The following is a 13,728-nucleotide window of genomic DNA, read 5'->3' as shown; positions in this document are numbered from 1 at the left end:
TACCGCTGCATATGATGCCTAGGAGAAACATTAGATGGAAGGAGGAGACTGCTTGTGAGGGGTTCCAAAAAAAAGCAGCCGCGCAGTCCACAGAAACGACTCTATTTTGTAGATAATCCCAATAAAGAGGAACTGAGTATGCTGGATACCAAAAGCAGCTCTAGAAGCTCGGGGAATAACAGTGACGGAGTCAGTGAAGCAGAGATCGCGGAAGTTCAGGTAAGTGGGGGAGCAATAGCTGAAGTCGTTCTAGAGGAGCCAACTTCTGCTCCAGTTCTACAATTGGAGCCGGAGCTTATAGAGGAAGCGCAGCTTCAGAAACAGGCGGATAATCTTCCTGAAACCGTATGGTTCGCTCCTCCAGAGAAAGAACGTTTTCAGCCCGTTTATACAGATGATCTTTCGGATGCAGCGGTGACCGGAGCCAAAATCGCTCCACGTACCATTGACGGTTCTAAGCTAAAGTTCGGCATTATTGGTACACCTTGGCTGCAAGATTACGCTGTACAGAGTATCAATATCGCGGACAAGGCAGTCACTTCTGCAAAAATCGCACCAGAATCGATAGTGGGCGAGCATTTAGCAGAAGGAAGCGTTAGTGGCGGTAAGCTGCTGGATCATTCGATCAGTGGAGAGAAGCTGAAAAATGGCAGTATTAGTCCAGAGAAGCTGGCTGATCGGATTATAGGCGGCGGTCAAATTGCAGATAAAGCTATTGAGAGCCGCCATTTAAGCGATTTGATTATTACTGCGGATTTACTGGAAGATGGAGCCGTTACTAGTGACAAAATAGGAAGCAGCAGCATCACAAGCCGCCACCTAGCAAACGGCAGTGTTGACCGTTCCAAGCTGGCCGATGCAGCGGTATCTGGCGATAAAATAGCTGATGGTGAAATCAGCAGTTCAAAGCTAGCGGATGCTGTCATTGAAGGCCGCCATCTTAGCGACGCTTTGATAACCGCCAGACATCTGGCCCCGGGAGCGATTGGTTCTGATCAGCTTGCCAGCAAATTGATCGGTAAGGAACAGCTGCAGTCGGGTATTATCGAAGGCGGGCATTTAGCTGATGGAGCTATAGGCTCCAAGCAACTTGGTGCAGATGTCGTGAGAAGCATCCATTTAAGCCCAGAAAGTGTGAATGGTAATCATATCGGTGATGGCGAAATATCGAGTCGGCATTTGGCTGACCGCAGCATCTCTTTTTTAAAGCTGGCTGAGGGTGCAGTAGGGACTGCGCAGTTAGTGGAGCAAGCGGTAACCTCGTCCAAAATTGCTGACCAAAGCATTCTCCCACATAAGCTGGCAGACGAAGCAGTGACTACAAGACATATTGCTAAATCCGCCATCCGCGGACCGCAAATTGCTATGCAAGCCATAACTTCTATTCATCTGGAACGTGAAGCAGTGAATCATTCGCATATAGCTGCGGAAGCGGTCGGCTCGGAGCAGCTCAAGGAAGAAGCTATTCAGACTCAACATTTATCTTCCGGTGCTGTGACTGGAGAACAGCTGGCTTCAGAATCTGTGGGTGGGGAGCATCTTCGTGCACAGAGCGTTACTTCAGCCAAGTTGGCAGATGGAAGTGTAAATGCAGCTAAGCTGGCAGCAGGTGCAGTGATTGGCAGCACGATTGCGCGTGAAGTAGTCAGTGGCGAACATATCGCTTTTTGTACAGTGGAGGAAAAGCATCTGGCGGATGCCAGTGTGAGCGGCCGTGTATTGCAGGATGCTGTGGTAAATAAGGATCATTTGGCCACGGGAGCCGTGGAACGAAGACATCTTGGTGAAAATAGTGTGACTTCCGCTGCGATTCAATCGGGCTCAGTTTCAGGAGATAAGCTGGCTTCCGCTGCGGTGAGAGAAATTCACCTGGCAGCAGGAGCCGTGCAGCCTCATCATCTGGCCGATCATGCAGTAACCTCGTTGAAGCTTTCACCGGAAAGTGTCTCAACGGATAAAATCAGTGATTTAGCAGTCACTTCGGCTAAGCTTGCAGACGGCAGCATAGAATCCAGTAAACTGGCGGCGTCAGCAGTTCAAGCTGAGCATTTGTCGGTAAATGCTGTAAGTTCGAAAACCATAAGCGAAAGTGCTGTTCAAAGTAGACATTTGAATCCTGGCAGTGTCAGTGGGGCGCATATCCGGCCGTTGTCTATCGGGAATGGTCATATCCTTCCGAATTCTATTTCTGCGGTTCAAATCCAAGAGGGCAGTATTAATAGCTCTAAGCTGGTAAAAGGTGCCGTGGATTCTCAGCATCTTTCACCTGGCAGTGTAGACGGCAGTCATCTGTGTATCGATACGATTGAAGGCCGTCATATCCTACCGGGGGAGATCACGCTGGCTCATCTGGCGGAAGAGGTACGTAGCTCTGAGTTGCTGCCAGACGGTTGCATAACTGGGGAGAAGCTGGCAGAAGGATCGGTAGATTCCAATCATCTCCTGCCTGGAAGTGTGAACGGAAGCCATTTGAATTCGGGTTCTGTCGAAGGTCGACATATCCTACCGGGTGAGGTCACGCTGGCTCATCTGGCTGCAGATGCATATACCTCCGACTTGCTGCCTGAAGGTAGTATTACCGGGAAGAAGCTGGCGGGAGCATCCGTGGATTCTATTCATCTAGTGTTAGGAAGTGTGGAGGGTGGACATCTGAGTTCAGGTTCCGTCGAAGGACGTCATATTGGAAATGGTGAGATTACCCTGGCTCATCTCGCCGATGAAACCCGAAGCGCTGATCTGCTGCCAGATGGTAGTATTACTAGAGAGAAGTTGGCGGAAGAATCCGTAAGTTCTATACATCTAGTGCCTGGCAGTGTGGATGGCAGCCATTTAGGCCCAGACACAGTTGAAGGACGTCATATCCGATACGGTGAGATTACGCTGGCTCATTTGGCAAAAGAAACACGCAGCTCCAAATTGCTGCCAGACGGTAGTATTTCTGGAGTAAAGCTGGCACATGCTTCCGTAAATTCAAATCATCTAGTACCTGGAAGTGTGGAAGGCGTTCATCTAAGTTCAGGTTCTGTCGAAGGGCGCCATATTGGAAAAGGTGAGATTACGTTAGCTCATCTGGCCGAAGAAACACGTAGCGCTGACTTGCTGCCAGACGGTAGCATCACTCGGGAGAAGTTGGCGGAAGAATCCGTAAATTCTAATCATCTGGTGCCTGGAAGCGTAGATGGCAGTCATTTGAGTCCGGACACAATAGAAGGACGTCATATCCGATATGGTGAGATCACGCTGGCTCATTTGGCCGAAGAAACACGCAGCTCCAATTTGCTGCCAGACGGTAGCATTACTGGGGAGAAACTGGCGGAAGCATCCATAAATTCAAATCACCTTGTACCTGAAAGCGTGGAGGGAACTCATCTGAGTCCGTCTGCAATAGAAGGACGCCATATTGGAAAAGGTGAGATCAAGCTAGCGCATCTGGCGGATGAGGTACGCAGCTCCGAACTGCTGCCAGACGGAAGCATTACTGGGGAGAAGCTGGCGGAAGCCTCCGTAGAAGCAATTCATCTAGTGCCTGGAAGTGTGGATAGAACTCATCTGAGTCCGTCTGCAGTAGAAGGTCTCCATATTGGAAAAGGTGAGATCAAGCTAGCACATCTAGCGGATGAGGTACGCAGCACCGAGTTACTGCCGGATGGCAGCATTACCGGTAAAAAGTTGGAGGGTGGATCTATTACTGCCTACCACTTGGCTCCTGGCAGTGTCTATGGGGGACACTTAGGGGGGAATGCGGTAGATAGCCGCCATATCCGTGCTGGAAGCATTACTCTGAATCATTTGGCAGAAGAAGTGCGCAGCGCTGATTTATTACCGGAAGGCAGTATTACAGGCGAGAAGATTGAAGTCGCGACGATTCAGTCTTTCCATTTAGCCCAAGGCAGCGTCTCTGGAGGTCATTTGGCCGGGGATGCGGTGGATGGCCGCCATATTCGATCGGACAGCATCACGCTGAAGCATTTGGCAGAAGAGGTACGCAGTGCGGATTTGTTGCCGGATGGCAGCATTACGGAAGAAAAACTCGCTGAAGGCTCCGTGAGTTCTTCACATTTACAACCATGGAGTGTTTACGGAGAGCATCTTGCTGATAAGATCGTGGCAGATCGGCATTTGCAGCCTGGCATCATCAAATTAGAACATCTTGCGGATGAAACACGCAGCTCAGCCCTGCTCCCGGATGGCAGTATCAACGGAGCTAAGCTGAAGGAAGGCAGTATCGAGTCTGCTCATCTGACAGAAGGTGCAGTAGGGACAACAGAGCTTCAGGATGAAGCGGTAGTAGCATCCAAAATCTCTTCGTTTGCGATTCAAGCCCGCCATCTGGAAGAAGAGAGTGTTCAGGAATATCATATTTCCCCAGGTGCAGTAAACGGGACTCATCTGGCACCGAACTCTGTAAATACAGATCATCTTTCCTTCAGTCCGATTCAGACAGCTGGGAAGCGAGAAGCACTACAGCAGTTTGGAATGACAGCATTTATGTTCAATGGGGATGCTGAGAGTGTAGAGGTGACCGTATCGTTTGATGAGAGCTTTGGGCATACGGGTTATGTGCTTGTTGCCATGACCAATCAGCCTTACTTCTATGCTTCCTTAAAGAGCAGAGCCAATGGAGAAGCAGTGATTCAAGTGGTGCGGTTGCGCGAAACTCCGCATTTCTATGGGGTCATCTCTTGGATTGCTATAGGCGCTCCTTTAGCTAAACCGGCAGCGGATGATCGCGTATTTGATTGAACCTTAAGCAATTCCTCTTAAAAACAGCAGAGCAGCGAATCTCCTTATTGGAGATCGCTGCTCTGTTTTTTTGGTGGGGAACGGTACTTGTCAGCATCGCCGGGTTCTAATTATTCGCTGTGGCTGCGGATCTGTCCGATAGCCTGGTAGTCTAACATCCGCTGCCACTACGGACCCAGATGGCGTTATTTGCAGATTTATCGTTTTTTGAGGCTGGTTTCGGACTCTAGTGACGCTATTGTATAGAAAAAGAGCCTTATTGGGTTCTTTTCATGCCAATAGCTGCTATGGAGTCCGTTAATAACCTAAAAGTGTGATAATGCGGCGAATAGGAGCAACTGTGTCCGATAGCGCTGAAGTATAATCATCCGCTGTGGATTCGGTTGTGTCCGATAGTGCAAAAGTATAATCATCCGTTGTGGATTCGGTTGTGTCCGATAGCGCTAAAGTACAATTACCTGATGCGGATTCGGCTGTGTCCGATAGCGTCCTAACCTAATCCCCCTGCTGCGTTACTGCGTTCGTTACCGCCGCAGGTTGTGTCCGCGGCAGCTGGCTATGCGCAATGTATCTAAGCCGAAGTTTGGTGGGGAGTACATTTGTCCTGTTTTCAGAACGACAGGAGACAATTGCCGTTACCCTGTGCGTTGTAGTACATAAACTGTGATGTAACCCTCAGCCTGAAGAATTGGCTCTGTAAGGAAGGTGGATGAGCATGAAGCCCAAACGAACTTCTGCCCGCCGCACAGGGCGGCGGGTCTCTCGGATGAAGCGGCGGACTTCACGCCCAGTGCGGCAAGTCGCTGTAGTCCCTATAGTTAACCATCCTAATCCCTATGTTTCGGTTATTATTCCAGCCATGAATGAAGCTCAGACCATTGCGGGAGTGATATCTGGAGCCAGAGGGGTCCACCCGCGCTGCGAGGTAATTGTGGTCGTGAATGGATCCACTGATCAAACGGCAGTGATTGCACAATCGCTAGGTGCGCGTGTTATTTCCTATGAGTTGCCGCTTGGACACGACGCTGGCCGTAGTGTGGGAGCTGAGGCAGCCAAGGGAGAAATCCTATTGTTTACAGATGGAGATTTGGTGATACCTGCTTCGGGGCTGCGTCCTTACGTCACTGCTGTTAGTGGTGGAGTGGACATAGCGCTTAATGATTATTCCGGTCCGGTCCGGAAGCTGTCCCCCCATCCGGTGGTGCTGTCTAAACATGCACTGAATATTCTGCTTGGCCGTCCAGATCTGAAGGGATGTTCGATGACGGCAGTTCCGCACGCAATCAGCCGCAGAGCACTTGATATTTTAGGGAGCGATTCATTATCACGTCCTCCACTGGCGCATGCCCAGGCAATTCTTAGTGGACTGCAAGTGGTAGCCGCTCACAAAGTACCTGTAGGGAAGTTAAATGCGGTGAGACGCAAGGAAGACGGCATAGATCCATTGCAGCAGTTGATTACAGCGGATCATATGGAGGCTGTATCCCTCTTGCTGGAACATCGGGGGAACAGAGCGGGCTTTGGCGACGGAGCCCGGCGCAGAGAGATGGTGAGATGATGGTTGCAACTTTACGAGGCACAGCAGCTCGAACGGCAAAGAAACGCCCAATCCGTCACAGGTCAGCCAATCGCTCTGTAAAAGCCAACGCTGCTGCTCGCCCGCTTCTGTCTCGGCAATCGAAGGCAGGCAAGGAGACTCTGAAATTACCGAAGTTACGTGGGACTTTGTCAGTCATTATCTCCGCGCGTAATGAGGAGCAGACCTTGTCCCGTCTGCTGCATCAGGTTGCACGGCTTGAACCTGCAGAAATTATCGTCGTACTTAATGGCTGCAGTGATAACTCTTTTCCTATTTCTAGACAACATCGTCAAGCCATTGTAGTACACTGCCCAGAGTCTGTCGGACATGATGTGGGCCGGGCTATCGGTGCAAAGCTGAGTCGCGGGGATATATTGCTTTTTCTGGATGGAGATATGGTCATTCCGGCCTCTCAGCTCGTTTCATTCACGGCGGCTGTAGATCGCGGAATTGATGTAGCTCTTAATGATTTAGACTCACTGATGCCTTCCTTTGGATTATGTGATGATGTCACCCGCAGCAAACTGTTTCTGAATTATGCTCTGGATAGGTACGATCTCGGGGTTAGCTCTATGACAGCTGTTCCTCATGCGCTTTCGCGGCATGCGCTTGAGACCATAGGCTACCGTGAATTAATGGTTCCACCTAAAGCCCAAGCTCGCTCTGTATTAGAAAAGTTACGGGTGGAGAAGGTAGGAACGGTAAATGTTATTAAACATAATCGGCTGCGCAAGGCAAATACAGGGGTTGGAAATGCTGTGGAAAAACTGATCATAGGAGATCATGCTGAGGCTCTACATGAGGTTCTTTCCCGGCGAAAAGCTGGTGGTCTGCTAAGTAGTGAAACACAGCGTGAGTACCGCAGACAGGTAGCCGCTTGGAGGAATCGGATATGACGCTGACGAGTATTATTATTCCAACCTACAATGCGCTGCCCTTGCTGCGGGCCTGTGTGGAATCTATTCGTGCCTACACTCCGCCGCCTTATGAGATTATCGTAGTGGACAATGCTTCAACGGACGGAACAGACACCTATTGCCGTGCGAATCATATAACGTTTATTTCATTGCCAGACAATCGCGGCTTTCCAACTGCATGCAATTTGGGGCTACAGCTAGCGTCAGGTGATGAAGTCCTGCTGCTGAATAACGATGTAGTGGTGTCTCAAGGATGGTTAACTAATCTGAAGAGGGCTCTATATAGTGCTCCTGATGTAGGTATTGTTGGACCAGTCACAAACTATGCCAGTGGACGTCAACAGGTGAAGACCGATTATGAAGGTCTGATAGGTTTTCATCAGGCTGCTGAGAGGGCGAACCTTCCAAATCCCCAGAAATGGCTGGAGACGAGACGGCTGGTAGGATTATGTTTTTTATTCAAAAGAGAGCTGCTAACTTCCGTAGGTCTACTGGATGAGAGATTCTCACCTGGACATTACGAAGATGATGATTATTGTTATCGCGCCAGGATAAAGGGATATCGGCTGCTTATCGCCGGAGATTGCTTGGTGCACCATGAAGGAAGTGCAAGTTTCAAGCAAGTTTACAATACCGGACTGCAAGAACTGGTGGAACGAAATCGCAAGATCTTTATAGATAAATGGAATGTAGATCCTATTAATTTTATATGAAGTGCAGATCCGAAGGCAAAGGACGTAGATAAAGAGGAGGAAAGTAAGTGAAAGGAGTCATACTGGCGGGCGGAACAGGATCTAGACTTCAACCGCTGACCCGGCTTATGAACAAACATTTGCTTCCGGTCGGCAAATATCCTATGGTCTGTTACGGCATAGACCGGCTTCGCCGGGGAGGAATTACCGACATTCTTCTGGTCATAAGCAAGCAGTCTGCTGGCCTGTACACGGATTTTTTAGGCAGCGGTGCTGCATTTGGTGTATCTCTGACCTATAAAATTCAGGAAGCTGCCGGAGGCATTGCCGAGGCGCTTGATTTAGCAGAAGGGTTCATTTTCCCAGGGGAACGATTTGTTGTATTGCTCGGGGATAATCTTTTTATGGATGATCTGAAGCCTTATGTGGAGAGTTATCTTCGTCAGCCAGCGGGCACTGCAAAGGTGTTGCTGAAGCCGGTGGAGGACGCGCGCAGATACGGTGTACCTGTGTTTGATAGTCAAGATGCGGCATGGATTGCTTATATCGAAGAAAAGCCTGAGCATCCGAAGACCAATTATTGTGTAACTGGTATTTATATGTACGATGAAGCTGTATTTGATATCATCCGGCGGGTATCGCCTTCCAAGAGGGGGGAGCTGGAGATTACCGATGTAAATAATATATACGCCGCTGATCGCAGACTTAGTTATGATGTGCTTAAGGATTGGTGGAGTGATGCGGGGACGTTCCAGTCTTTGCACGAGGCGGGGGAAAAGTTAAAAGATGCACTGCCATAAGGCAGTGCTTTTTTTGTTGTAATCCTGCTATAGATAGCCGCAAGGGCTTTGAAATCACACGTTACTCAGAGAGCTCGAGGGTTAGAAATCCTCCACCAGATTAAATCCTCAGTTTCTTTGTATCTCTCAGAGCCTAGACGCTCCAATACTTTGTGGGAGGCTGTATTATCTTTTTCAGTGTCAGCGATTACATAGACAGCTTGGGGATGGGAGAAGATCCATGCATTAATTGTGTGTAGTGCCTCTGTTGCATACCCTTTTCTTCTATATTTCTCATCAATCCCATACCCTAGAATAACCTCGCCTTTCTCATTCGGGTAACCTTTAAGGATAATGAATCCTATAATACATTGATCTTCCCGATGGATGATGGCCCAGTTCGTTAACCATAGGTAATGGTCGGGGTCCTGCTGCACCTTTTTTAGCCTGATCTGCATAGCATATTGCATTTCATCATCAAGCGCCGCACTGATGGCAGCTAAGCCTAATTGTTGCTGTAGCTCCGAATAGTTATCTATTGCTAGCGAGAGCTCTGGGGCAGTTAAAGGTATTAGATCGATACGCTTGCTTTCAAGCTTCATATATTCCCCACCAACCTTTGGTAAACTCAGGATTGCGCATTTCACATTTTAATCCTTTTAAATGTACTTAGCAATAACGTAATTTTTATGTCATTCCAGTCACGAATAGAGCCTTAACTTGTCGAGGATCCCGGCACCGTCCCGGCTCCTGCCGCATATGCTGTAGCAGGGCGTTTGAGCAAAGGAGACATGAAGGTGCAGAGTAAAATAACTAAAGTCCTGCAGCACATGGCCCATACGCACGAACAGATGGCGCGGATATTAGACGCTGAGCGCCATGTGGCTGTCCGTATGTCGCAAATTGTCCACGATCTGCCAGATGCGGAGCCTGATTTTGATGGGATCAGCGGGATGATCGAAAGCTCAACTCAGGTAAACAAGAATATTATTGCTTACTTGAATGCACTTGCAGATCTGGAAGAAGCGATGGCTGATGGGGTAGGCAGAGTGATTAAGGAATTGAACGGTCAAGAAGAAGAGTAACGCTATAGGAGCAGGAGGCGGAAGATGAGCAGAGAAAAGGCTTATCTGCAAATGCTGGAGTCCACCGCCGCCATCCAGTGGAACGTTGCGTTGATTCTGGAAGCTAAGGCGGTTGAAGCTGAAAAGGTAAAGCAGTGGGCACAGCATCATATCCACGCTAGAGCCTTTGATTCCCACAGTGAGCAACTGAAGGAGTCCCTCTCTATACACGAGGTCATCGTGGAGATGGTCGAAGGGCTGACCAAACTGGAGAACGGACTCTACAGCAATTTAAAAGCAGTGCTGGGCAGTGGTGAAGACGATGGTGGCGGGGAAGGTTTTGGAGACATGTCAGGTGATGGCTTTAGTTTTGGAGAAGACAGCAAATGAGCGGGGACCGTCTCTCTGAACATGCCGTCAAGCTGGAGATGATTCGCTCCATTTCGCGCAGTCAGGCTGCTTTGGCGGCCATCTTGGAGAGCATCGCCGAATTGACGGAGCAATCTGAGTTGACGGCCCGCAAATTGAGCGACAATATCAGGATTTTAAGTGGGTATCAGAGTGCGATGTGCCGGATGATGTCCGGGATTTCACTACATCGTCCTAAACGGGGAATTCCTGCTGCGCCATGGCTGAGCAAGGCATACGCCGTAGGAACCTCCAGAGAACATGGAGCACAGGAGGAATAGAAGCATGAAGAAAAAAAGCCGCAGAACGCTACGTTCGGGCAGAACCCGTAGACGCACATTGCTGCTCTCGCGGAAAGCAAAAGTTCGTAAAGGGCTAGCCCGTAAATCCCGCAGAGTTCTTGCCCGGAAAACTGCTCGTTATGGGAAGTCAAAGAAAGGCCTATTGCTACGCAAGAAAAGAAGACTTCGTCGCAAGCTTGTTCGTAAAGTAAGGGTTGCGCAGCCACCGGTGATTGTGGTACCCGTGAGCGAGGCTCCGCCTGCTCCACAGGTAATTCCGCTCCCCCCGGAGCTGGGCGTTTCGCCGGAAACGCCTCCGGCAGACGCCTTTCAACAGGGCTACACCGAAGCATACAACGTGGGGTTCGACGCCGGTTTCGCCAAGGGCTTCGAGGACGGACATAAGCTGGAATTCAGCTAGGAGACACAGATGACAAGATCCGCTCCGTCCGTGAGCGGGTCTTGGGGTTTTCGTGCGGACTGGTTTGCTGCGCTGCCGATGTGATAAACTTCATAATGAAAGTGAAAATAATATGAGGTTAAGATGAAGGCAGGGATGATTCATGGGTACTGAGATTCGCAGAGCACGCAAAGATGAGATTGATGAAATTATGGAGCTGATTGCCAAATGCGTACAGGTGATGCAAGCAGGTGGCAGCGATCAGTGGGACGAGCATTATCCGAACCGGGAGATCATCTCCCTTGATATTGAACGTGGCAATCTATGGGTATGTGAGGAGAACAATGCGGTGGCCGGCATTCTAGTGTTGGACGAGCATCAATCTGAGCAGTATGGGAAGATTGACTGGACTGAAACGCAAGGGCCTCATTTAATTATGCATAGATTGGCTGTGCATCCCGAAGTGCAAGGGAAGGGAATTGCACGCCGTCTTAGCACTTATGCAGAAGAATATGCTCGCCAGAATGGTTATTCCAGTATCCGTCTGGATACATATGCTAAGAACACTGGGGCACTCGCCCTATATCCCAAGTTAGGTTATGATCGCAGGGGTGAAGTAACTTTTCCGGGGCGCACCGCTAATTTTCCGGTGTTCGAGAAGGTTCTAGAAAAGCATGGAAACTCGGAAGCTTAACATAGCAAGAGAACCAGAGGATATCTCAGAGCCATCAAATGGCTGCTGGGATATCCTCTTTTTTCGTGAAAATAACACCTTTCTCTAAACAAAAACTTTGTTTGATTAGGTAGCATTTGCGCATTTGCGCTTACGAAAAACCTGCTCAAAAGGTGATAAGTGTGCAAATAGCGTCAGCTGGGTCCGAAAGCATCAGTGGCAGTGTATGACTCGACACTATCGGACCCAGATGACCTTAAACGTGGAATTTTCCCACATTTGGGATGATATCGGACTCCAGCGCAGCTATTACTATAAAACACACTGCATATGGACCTGTTTCGAGGGAATAGCGTCACAGGAGTCCGAAACCCTGCTCAAAAGGTGATAAATGTGCAAATAGTGTCATCTGGGTCCGAAAGCATCAGTGGCTGAGTGTGACTCGATAGTAACGGACCCAGATGACCTTAAACGTGGAATTTTCCCACATTTGGGATGCTATCGGACTCCAGCGCAGCTATTGCTATAAAACACACTGCATATGGGCCTGTTACGAGGGAATAGCGTCACAGGAGTCCGAAACCCTGCTCAAAAGGCGATAAATGTGCAAATAGCGTCATCTGGGTCCGAAAGTATGGAGGATTATGATTCACCTGTGGTGTAGACGTAGCGAGAGCAGTAGAAGCAGAAGTAGATGTAGCAGTGGAGTAGGCGCATGGGGAAAGTAGCGGTGAAGAAGAAGGAGTAGTGTAATAGGCGCAAGGAGAAAGTAGAAGTACAGAAGTAGGAGTAGTGTAGGAGCTGGAGTTGTAGTTGTTGTAGCAGAAGCAGTAGACGTAGCAGTGTAATAGGCACAAGGGAAACGTAGAAGTGCAGAAATAAGAGTAGTGTAGGGGCAATAGTAGAAGCAGAAGCAGTAGACGTAGCAGTGTAATAGGCGCAAGGAGAAAGTAGAAGTGCAGAAGTAGGAGTAGTGTAGTAGTAGCAGAAGTAGACGTAGCAGTGTAATAGGCGCAAGGGGAAAGTGGTGGTACAGAAGTAGGAGTAGTGTAGGAGCTGTAGTTGTAGTTGTAGTTGTAGTTGTAGTTGTAGTTGTAGAAGCAGAAGCAGTAGACGTAGCAGTGTAATAGGCGCAAGGAGAAAGTAGAAGTGCAGAAATAAGAGTAGTGTAGAGCTGGAGTTGTAGTTGTTGTAGCAGAAGCAGTAGACGTAGCAGTGTAATAGGCGCAAGGAGAAAGTAGAAGTGCAGAAATAAGAGTAGCGTAGGGGCAGTAGTAGAAGCAGAAGCAGTAGACGTAGCAGTGTAATAGGCACAAGGGAAACGTAGAAGTGCAGAAATAAGAGTAGTGTAGGGGCAGTAGTAGAAGCAGAAGCAGTAGACGTAGCAGTGTAATAGGCGCAAGGGGAACGTAGAAGTGCGTGCAGAAGTAGAAGTAGTAGAAGTAGTGTAGGGACAGTAGTAGCAGAAGCAGTAGACGTAGCAGTGTAATAGGCGCAAGGGGAAAGTGGTGGTGCAGAAGTAGGAGTAGTGTAGGAGCTGTAGTTGTAGTAGTAGCAGAAGTAGAAGCGCAGAAGTAGGAGTAGTGTAGAAGCCGAAGCAGTGCAGAAGTAGCAGTTGAGTAGCAGTAGGGCCGGCATAGGTCAGTTAGATGAATAGAGCTAGGCGTGCACTAGCGGGCTCTGACCAGTTTATCATATTGCGCTATATGCAGGCAGTGGTTTAGCACAACGCGTTAGAGTAAGCAGAGATACTGTCCGAAATGGTCGACCTAATCGTGCGAAATGGCCGACTAATCGAACGAAACGGCTGTCTCTTAAGCCATGAAATAGCTCTCGGATAGCTTTTTTTTTATGTTTTCCTGACAGTAAATCTGACGCAAAGTACAGGGTATCGTGATCGAAATTTTCTTCAAACAGAATAATCGTGATCATAAATCGAATTATGTTATTTAACATAACATAAAATACTAAATCACTTTTATAAAACAGTATTAATAAAACGAAATCGATTTTTAAATGTCATATATATTGACATATAACCTGTCTTTAGATTATTATTGGACTATTCAAATTACAAATGAATAGCCTTTTTTCGTATATCCTTAATAATTGGTTTAAGGGTCTCTACCGGGAACCGTAAATTTCTGGCTACGAAAATATGCTCAGGCATATTTTTGTGGCCTTTTTGTGCT

The 13,728-nt window shown here is 48.5% G+C and carries 11 protein-coding genes and 1 riboswitch; of the genes, 10 read left to right on the top strand and 1 reads right to left on the bottom strand.

All coding sequences use genetic code 11. The features are described 5' to 3' along the window. Window positions 1-54: 54 nt before the first annotated feature. The 5 genes from MHB56_RS09400 (at window position 55) to MHB56_RS09380 (ending at window position 8,731) form a co-directional block, all read left to right on the top strand. Window positions 55-4,743 (top strand): WIAG-tail domain, encoded by a 4,689-nt coding sequence (locus tag MHB56_RS09400; protein ID WP_341143516.1) that lies wholly within the window; start codon window positions 55-57, stop codon window positions 4,741-4,743. Window positions 4,744-5,458: 715 nt separating this feature from the next. Continuing rightward, window positions 5,459-6,301 carry a glycosyltransferase family 2 protein gene (locus MHB56_RS09395; protein ID WP_341143515.1) on the top strand — a complete coding sequence of 281 codons (843 nt, stop codon included), beginning with the start codon at window positions 5,459-5,461 and terminating at the stop codon, window positions 6,299-6,301. Next, window positions 6,298-7,218, top strand: a complete 921-nt coding sequence (locus MHB56_RS09390; protein ID WP_111505479.1) for a glycosyltransferase family 2 protein — start codon at window positions 6,298-6,300, stop codon at window positions 7,216-7,218. The genes MHB56_RS09395 and MHB56_RS09390 overlap by 4 nt, the downstream gene beginning before the upstream one ends. Next, window positions 7,215-7,952: a glycosyltransferase family 2 protein gene (locus MHB56_RS09385; RefSeq protein WP_076142551.1), complete on the top strand. Its 738-nt coding sequence runs from the start codon at window positions 7,215-7,217 to the stop codon at window positions 7,950-7,952. Before MHB56_RS09390 ends, MHB56_RS09385 begins: the two co-directional genes overlap by 4 nt. Window positions 7,953-7,999: 47 nt before the next feature. Further along, window positions 8,000-8,731 carry a sugar phosphate nucleotidyltransferase gene (locus tag MHB56_RS09380; RefSeq protein ID WP_076130445.1) on the top strand — a complete coding sequence of 244 codons (732 nt, stop codon included), beginning with the start codon at window positions 8,000-8,002 and terminating at the stop codon, window positions 8,729-8,731. A gap of 65 nt (window positions 8,732-8,796) precedes the next feature. Here the strand turns inward: MHB56_RS09380 and MHB56_RS09375 are convergent, their stop codons facing one another. After that, on the bottom strand, window positions 8,797-9,312 hold the full coding sequence (locus MHB56_RS09375) for a GNAT family N-acetyltransferase (RefSeq protein ID WP_076187147.1): 516 nt from the start codon (window positions 9,310-9,312) through the stop codon (window positions 8,797-8,799). A gap of 195 nt (window positions 9,313-9,507) precedes the next feature. Between MHB56_RS09375 and MHB56_RS09370 the strand changes: the two genes are divergently transcribed. The 5 genes from MHB56_RS09370 (at window position 9,508) to MHB56_RS09350 (ending at window position 11,557) form a co-directional block, all read left to right on the top strand. Further along, window positions 9,508-9,795: a hypothetical protein gene (locus MHB56_RS09370; RefSeq protein WP_036679726.1), complete on the top strand. Its 288-nt coding sequence runs from the start codon at window positions 9,508-9,510 to the stop codon at window positions 9,793-9,795. A 24-nt stretch (window positions 9,796-9,819) separates the two neighbouring features. Then, window positions 9,820-10,164 carry a hypothetical protein gene (locus MHB56_RS09365; protein WP_036679724.1) on the top strand — a complete coding sequence of 115 codons (345 nt, stop codon included), beginning with the start codon at window positions 9,820-9,822 and terminating at the stop codon, window positions 10,162-10,164. Next, window positions 10,161-10,463: a hypothetical protein gene (locus MHB56_RS09360; RefSeq protein ID WP_051491084.1), complete on the top strand. Its 303-nt coding sequence runs from the start codon at window positions 10,161-10,163 to the stop codon at window positions 10,461-10,463. The genes MHB56_RS09365 and MHB56_RS09360 overlap by 4 nt, the downstream gene beginning before the upstream one ends. Then, the gene (locus tag MHB56_RS09355) at window positions 10,444-10,884 is read left to right on the top strand and encodes a hypothetical protein (protein ID WP_341143514.1); all 441 of its coding nucleotides are present in this window, start codon (window positions 10,444-10,446) and stop codon (window positions 10,882-10,884) included. Before MHB56_RS09360 ends, MHB56_RS09355 begins: the two co-directional genes overlap by 20 nt. Before the next feature lie 142 nt (window positions 10,885-11,026). Beyond that, on the top strand, window positions 11,027-11,557 hold the full coding sequence (locus tag MHB56_RS09350; RefSeq protein WP_076179672.1) for a GNAT family N-acetyltransferase: 531 nt from the start codon (window positions 11,027-11,029) through the stop codon (window positions 11,555-11,557). A gap of 2,051 nt (window positions 11,558-13,608) precedes the next feature. Further along, a riboswitch (purine riboswitch) is annotated at window positions 13,609-13,707 on the top strand. Window positions 13,708-13,728 lie beyond the last annotated feature (21 nt).

It is taken from the genome of Paenibacillus sp. FSL H8-0315 (genome assembly GCF_038005365.1).
GTDB classification, from domain to species: domain Bacteria; phylum Bacillota; class Bacilli; order Paenibacillales; family Paenibacillaceae; genus Paenibacillus_AQ; species Paenibacillus_AQ odorifer.
The sequence above is the reverse complement of the archived record's forward strand: the minus strand, read 5'-3'. Positions and strand labels throughout refer to the sequence as shown.

Excerpts from the sequence above, each read along its gene's own strand:
- MHB56_RS09395 (WP_341143515.1), top strand. The coding sequence starts at position 5,459 with ATGAAGCCCAAACGAACTTCTGCCCGCCGCACAGGGCGGCGGGTCTCT.
- MHB56_RS09390 (WP_111505479.1), top strand. The coding sequence starts at position 6,298 with ATGATGGTTGCAACTTTACGAGGCACAGCAGCTCGAACGGCAAAGAAA.
- MHB56_RS09385 (WP_076142551.1), top strand. The coding sequence starts at position 7,215 with ATGACGCTGACGAGTATTATTATTCCAACCTACAATGCGCTGCCCTTG.
- MHB56_RS09375 (WP_076187147.1), bottom strand. The coding sequence starts at position 9,312 with ATGAAGCTTGAAAGCAAGCGTATCGATCTAATACCTTTAACTGCCCCA.
- MHB56_RS09365 (WP_036679724.1), top strand. The coding sequence starts at position 9,820 with ATGAGCAGAGAAAAGGCTTATCTGCAAATGCTGGAGTCCACCGCCGCC.
- MHB56_RS09360 (WP_051491084.1), top strand. The coding sequence starts at position 10,161 with ATGAGCGGGGACCGTCTCTCTGAACATGCCGTCAAGCTGGAGATGATT.
- MHB56_RS09355 (WP_341143514.1), top strand. The coding sequence starts at position 10,444 with ATGGAGCACAGGAGGAATAGAAGCATGAAGAAAAAAAGCCGCAGAACG.
- MHB56_RS09350 (WP_076179672.1), top strand. The coding sequence starts at position 11,027 with ATGGGTACTGAGATTCGCAGAGCACGCAAAGATGAGATTGATGAAATT.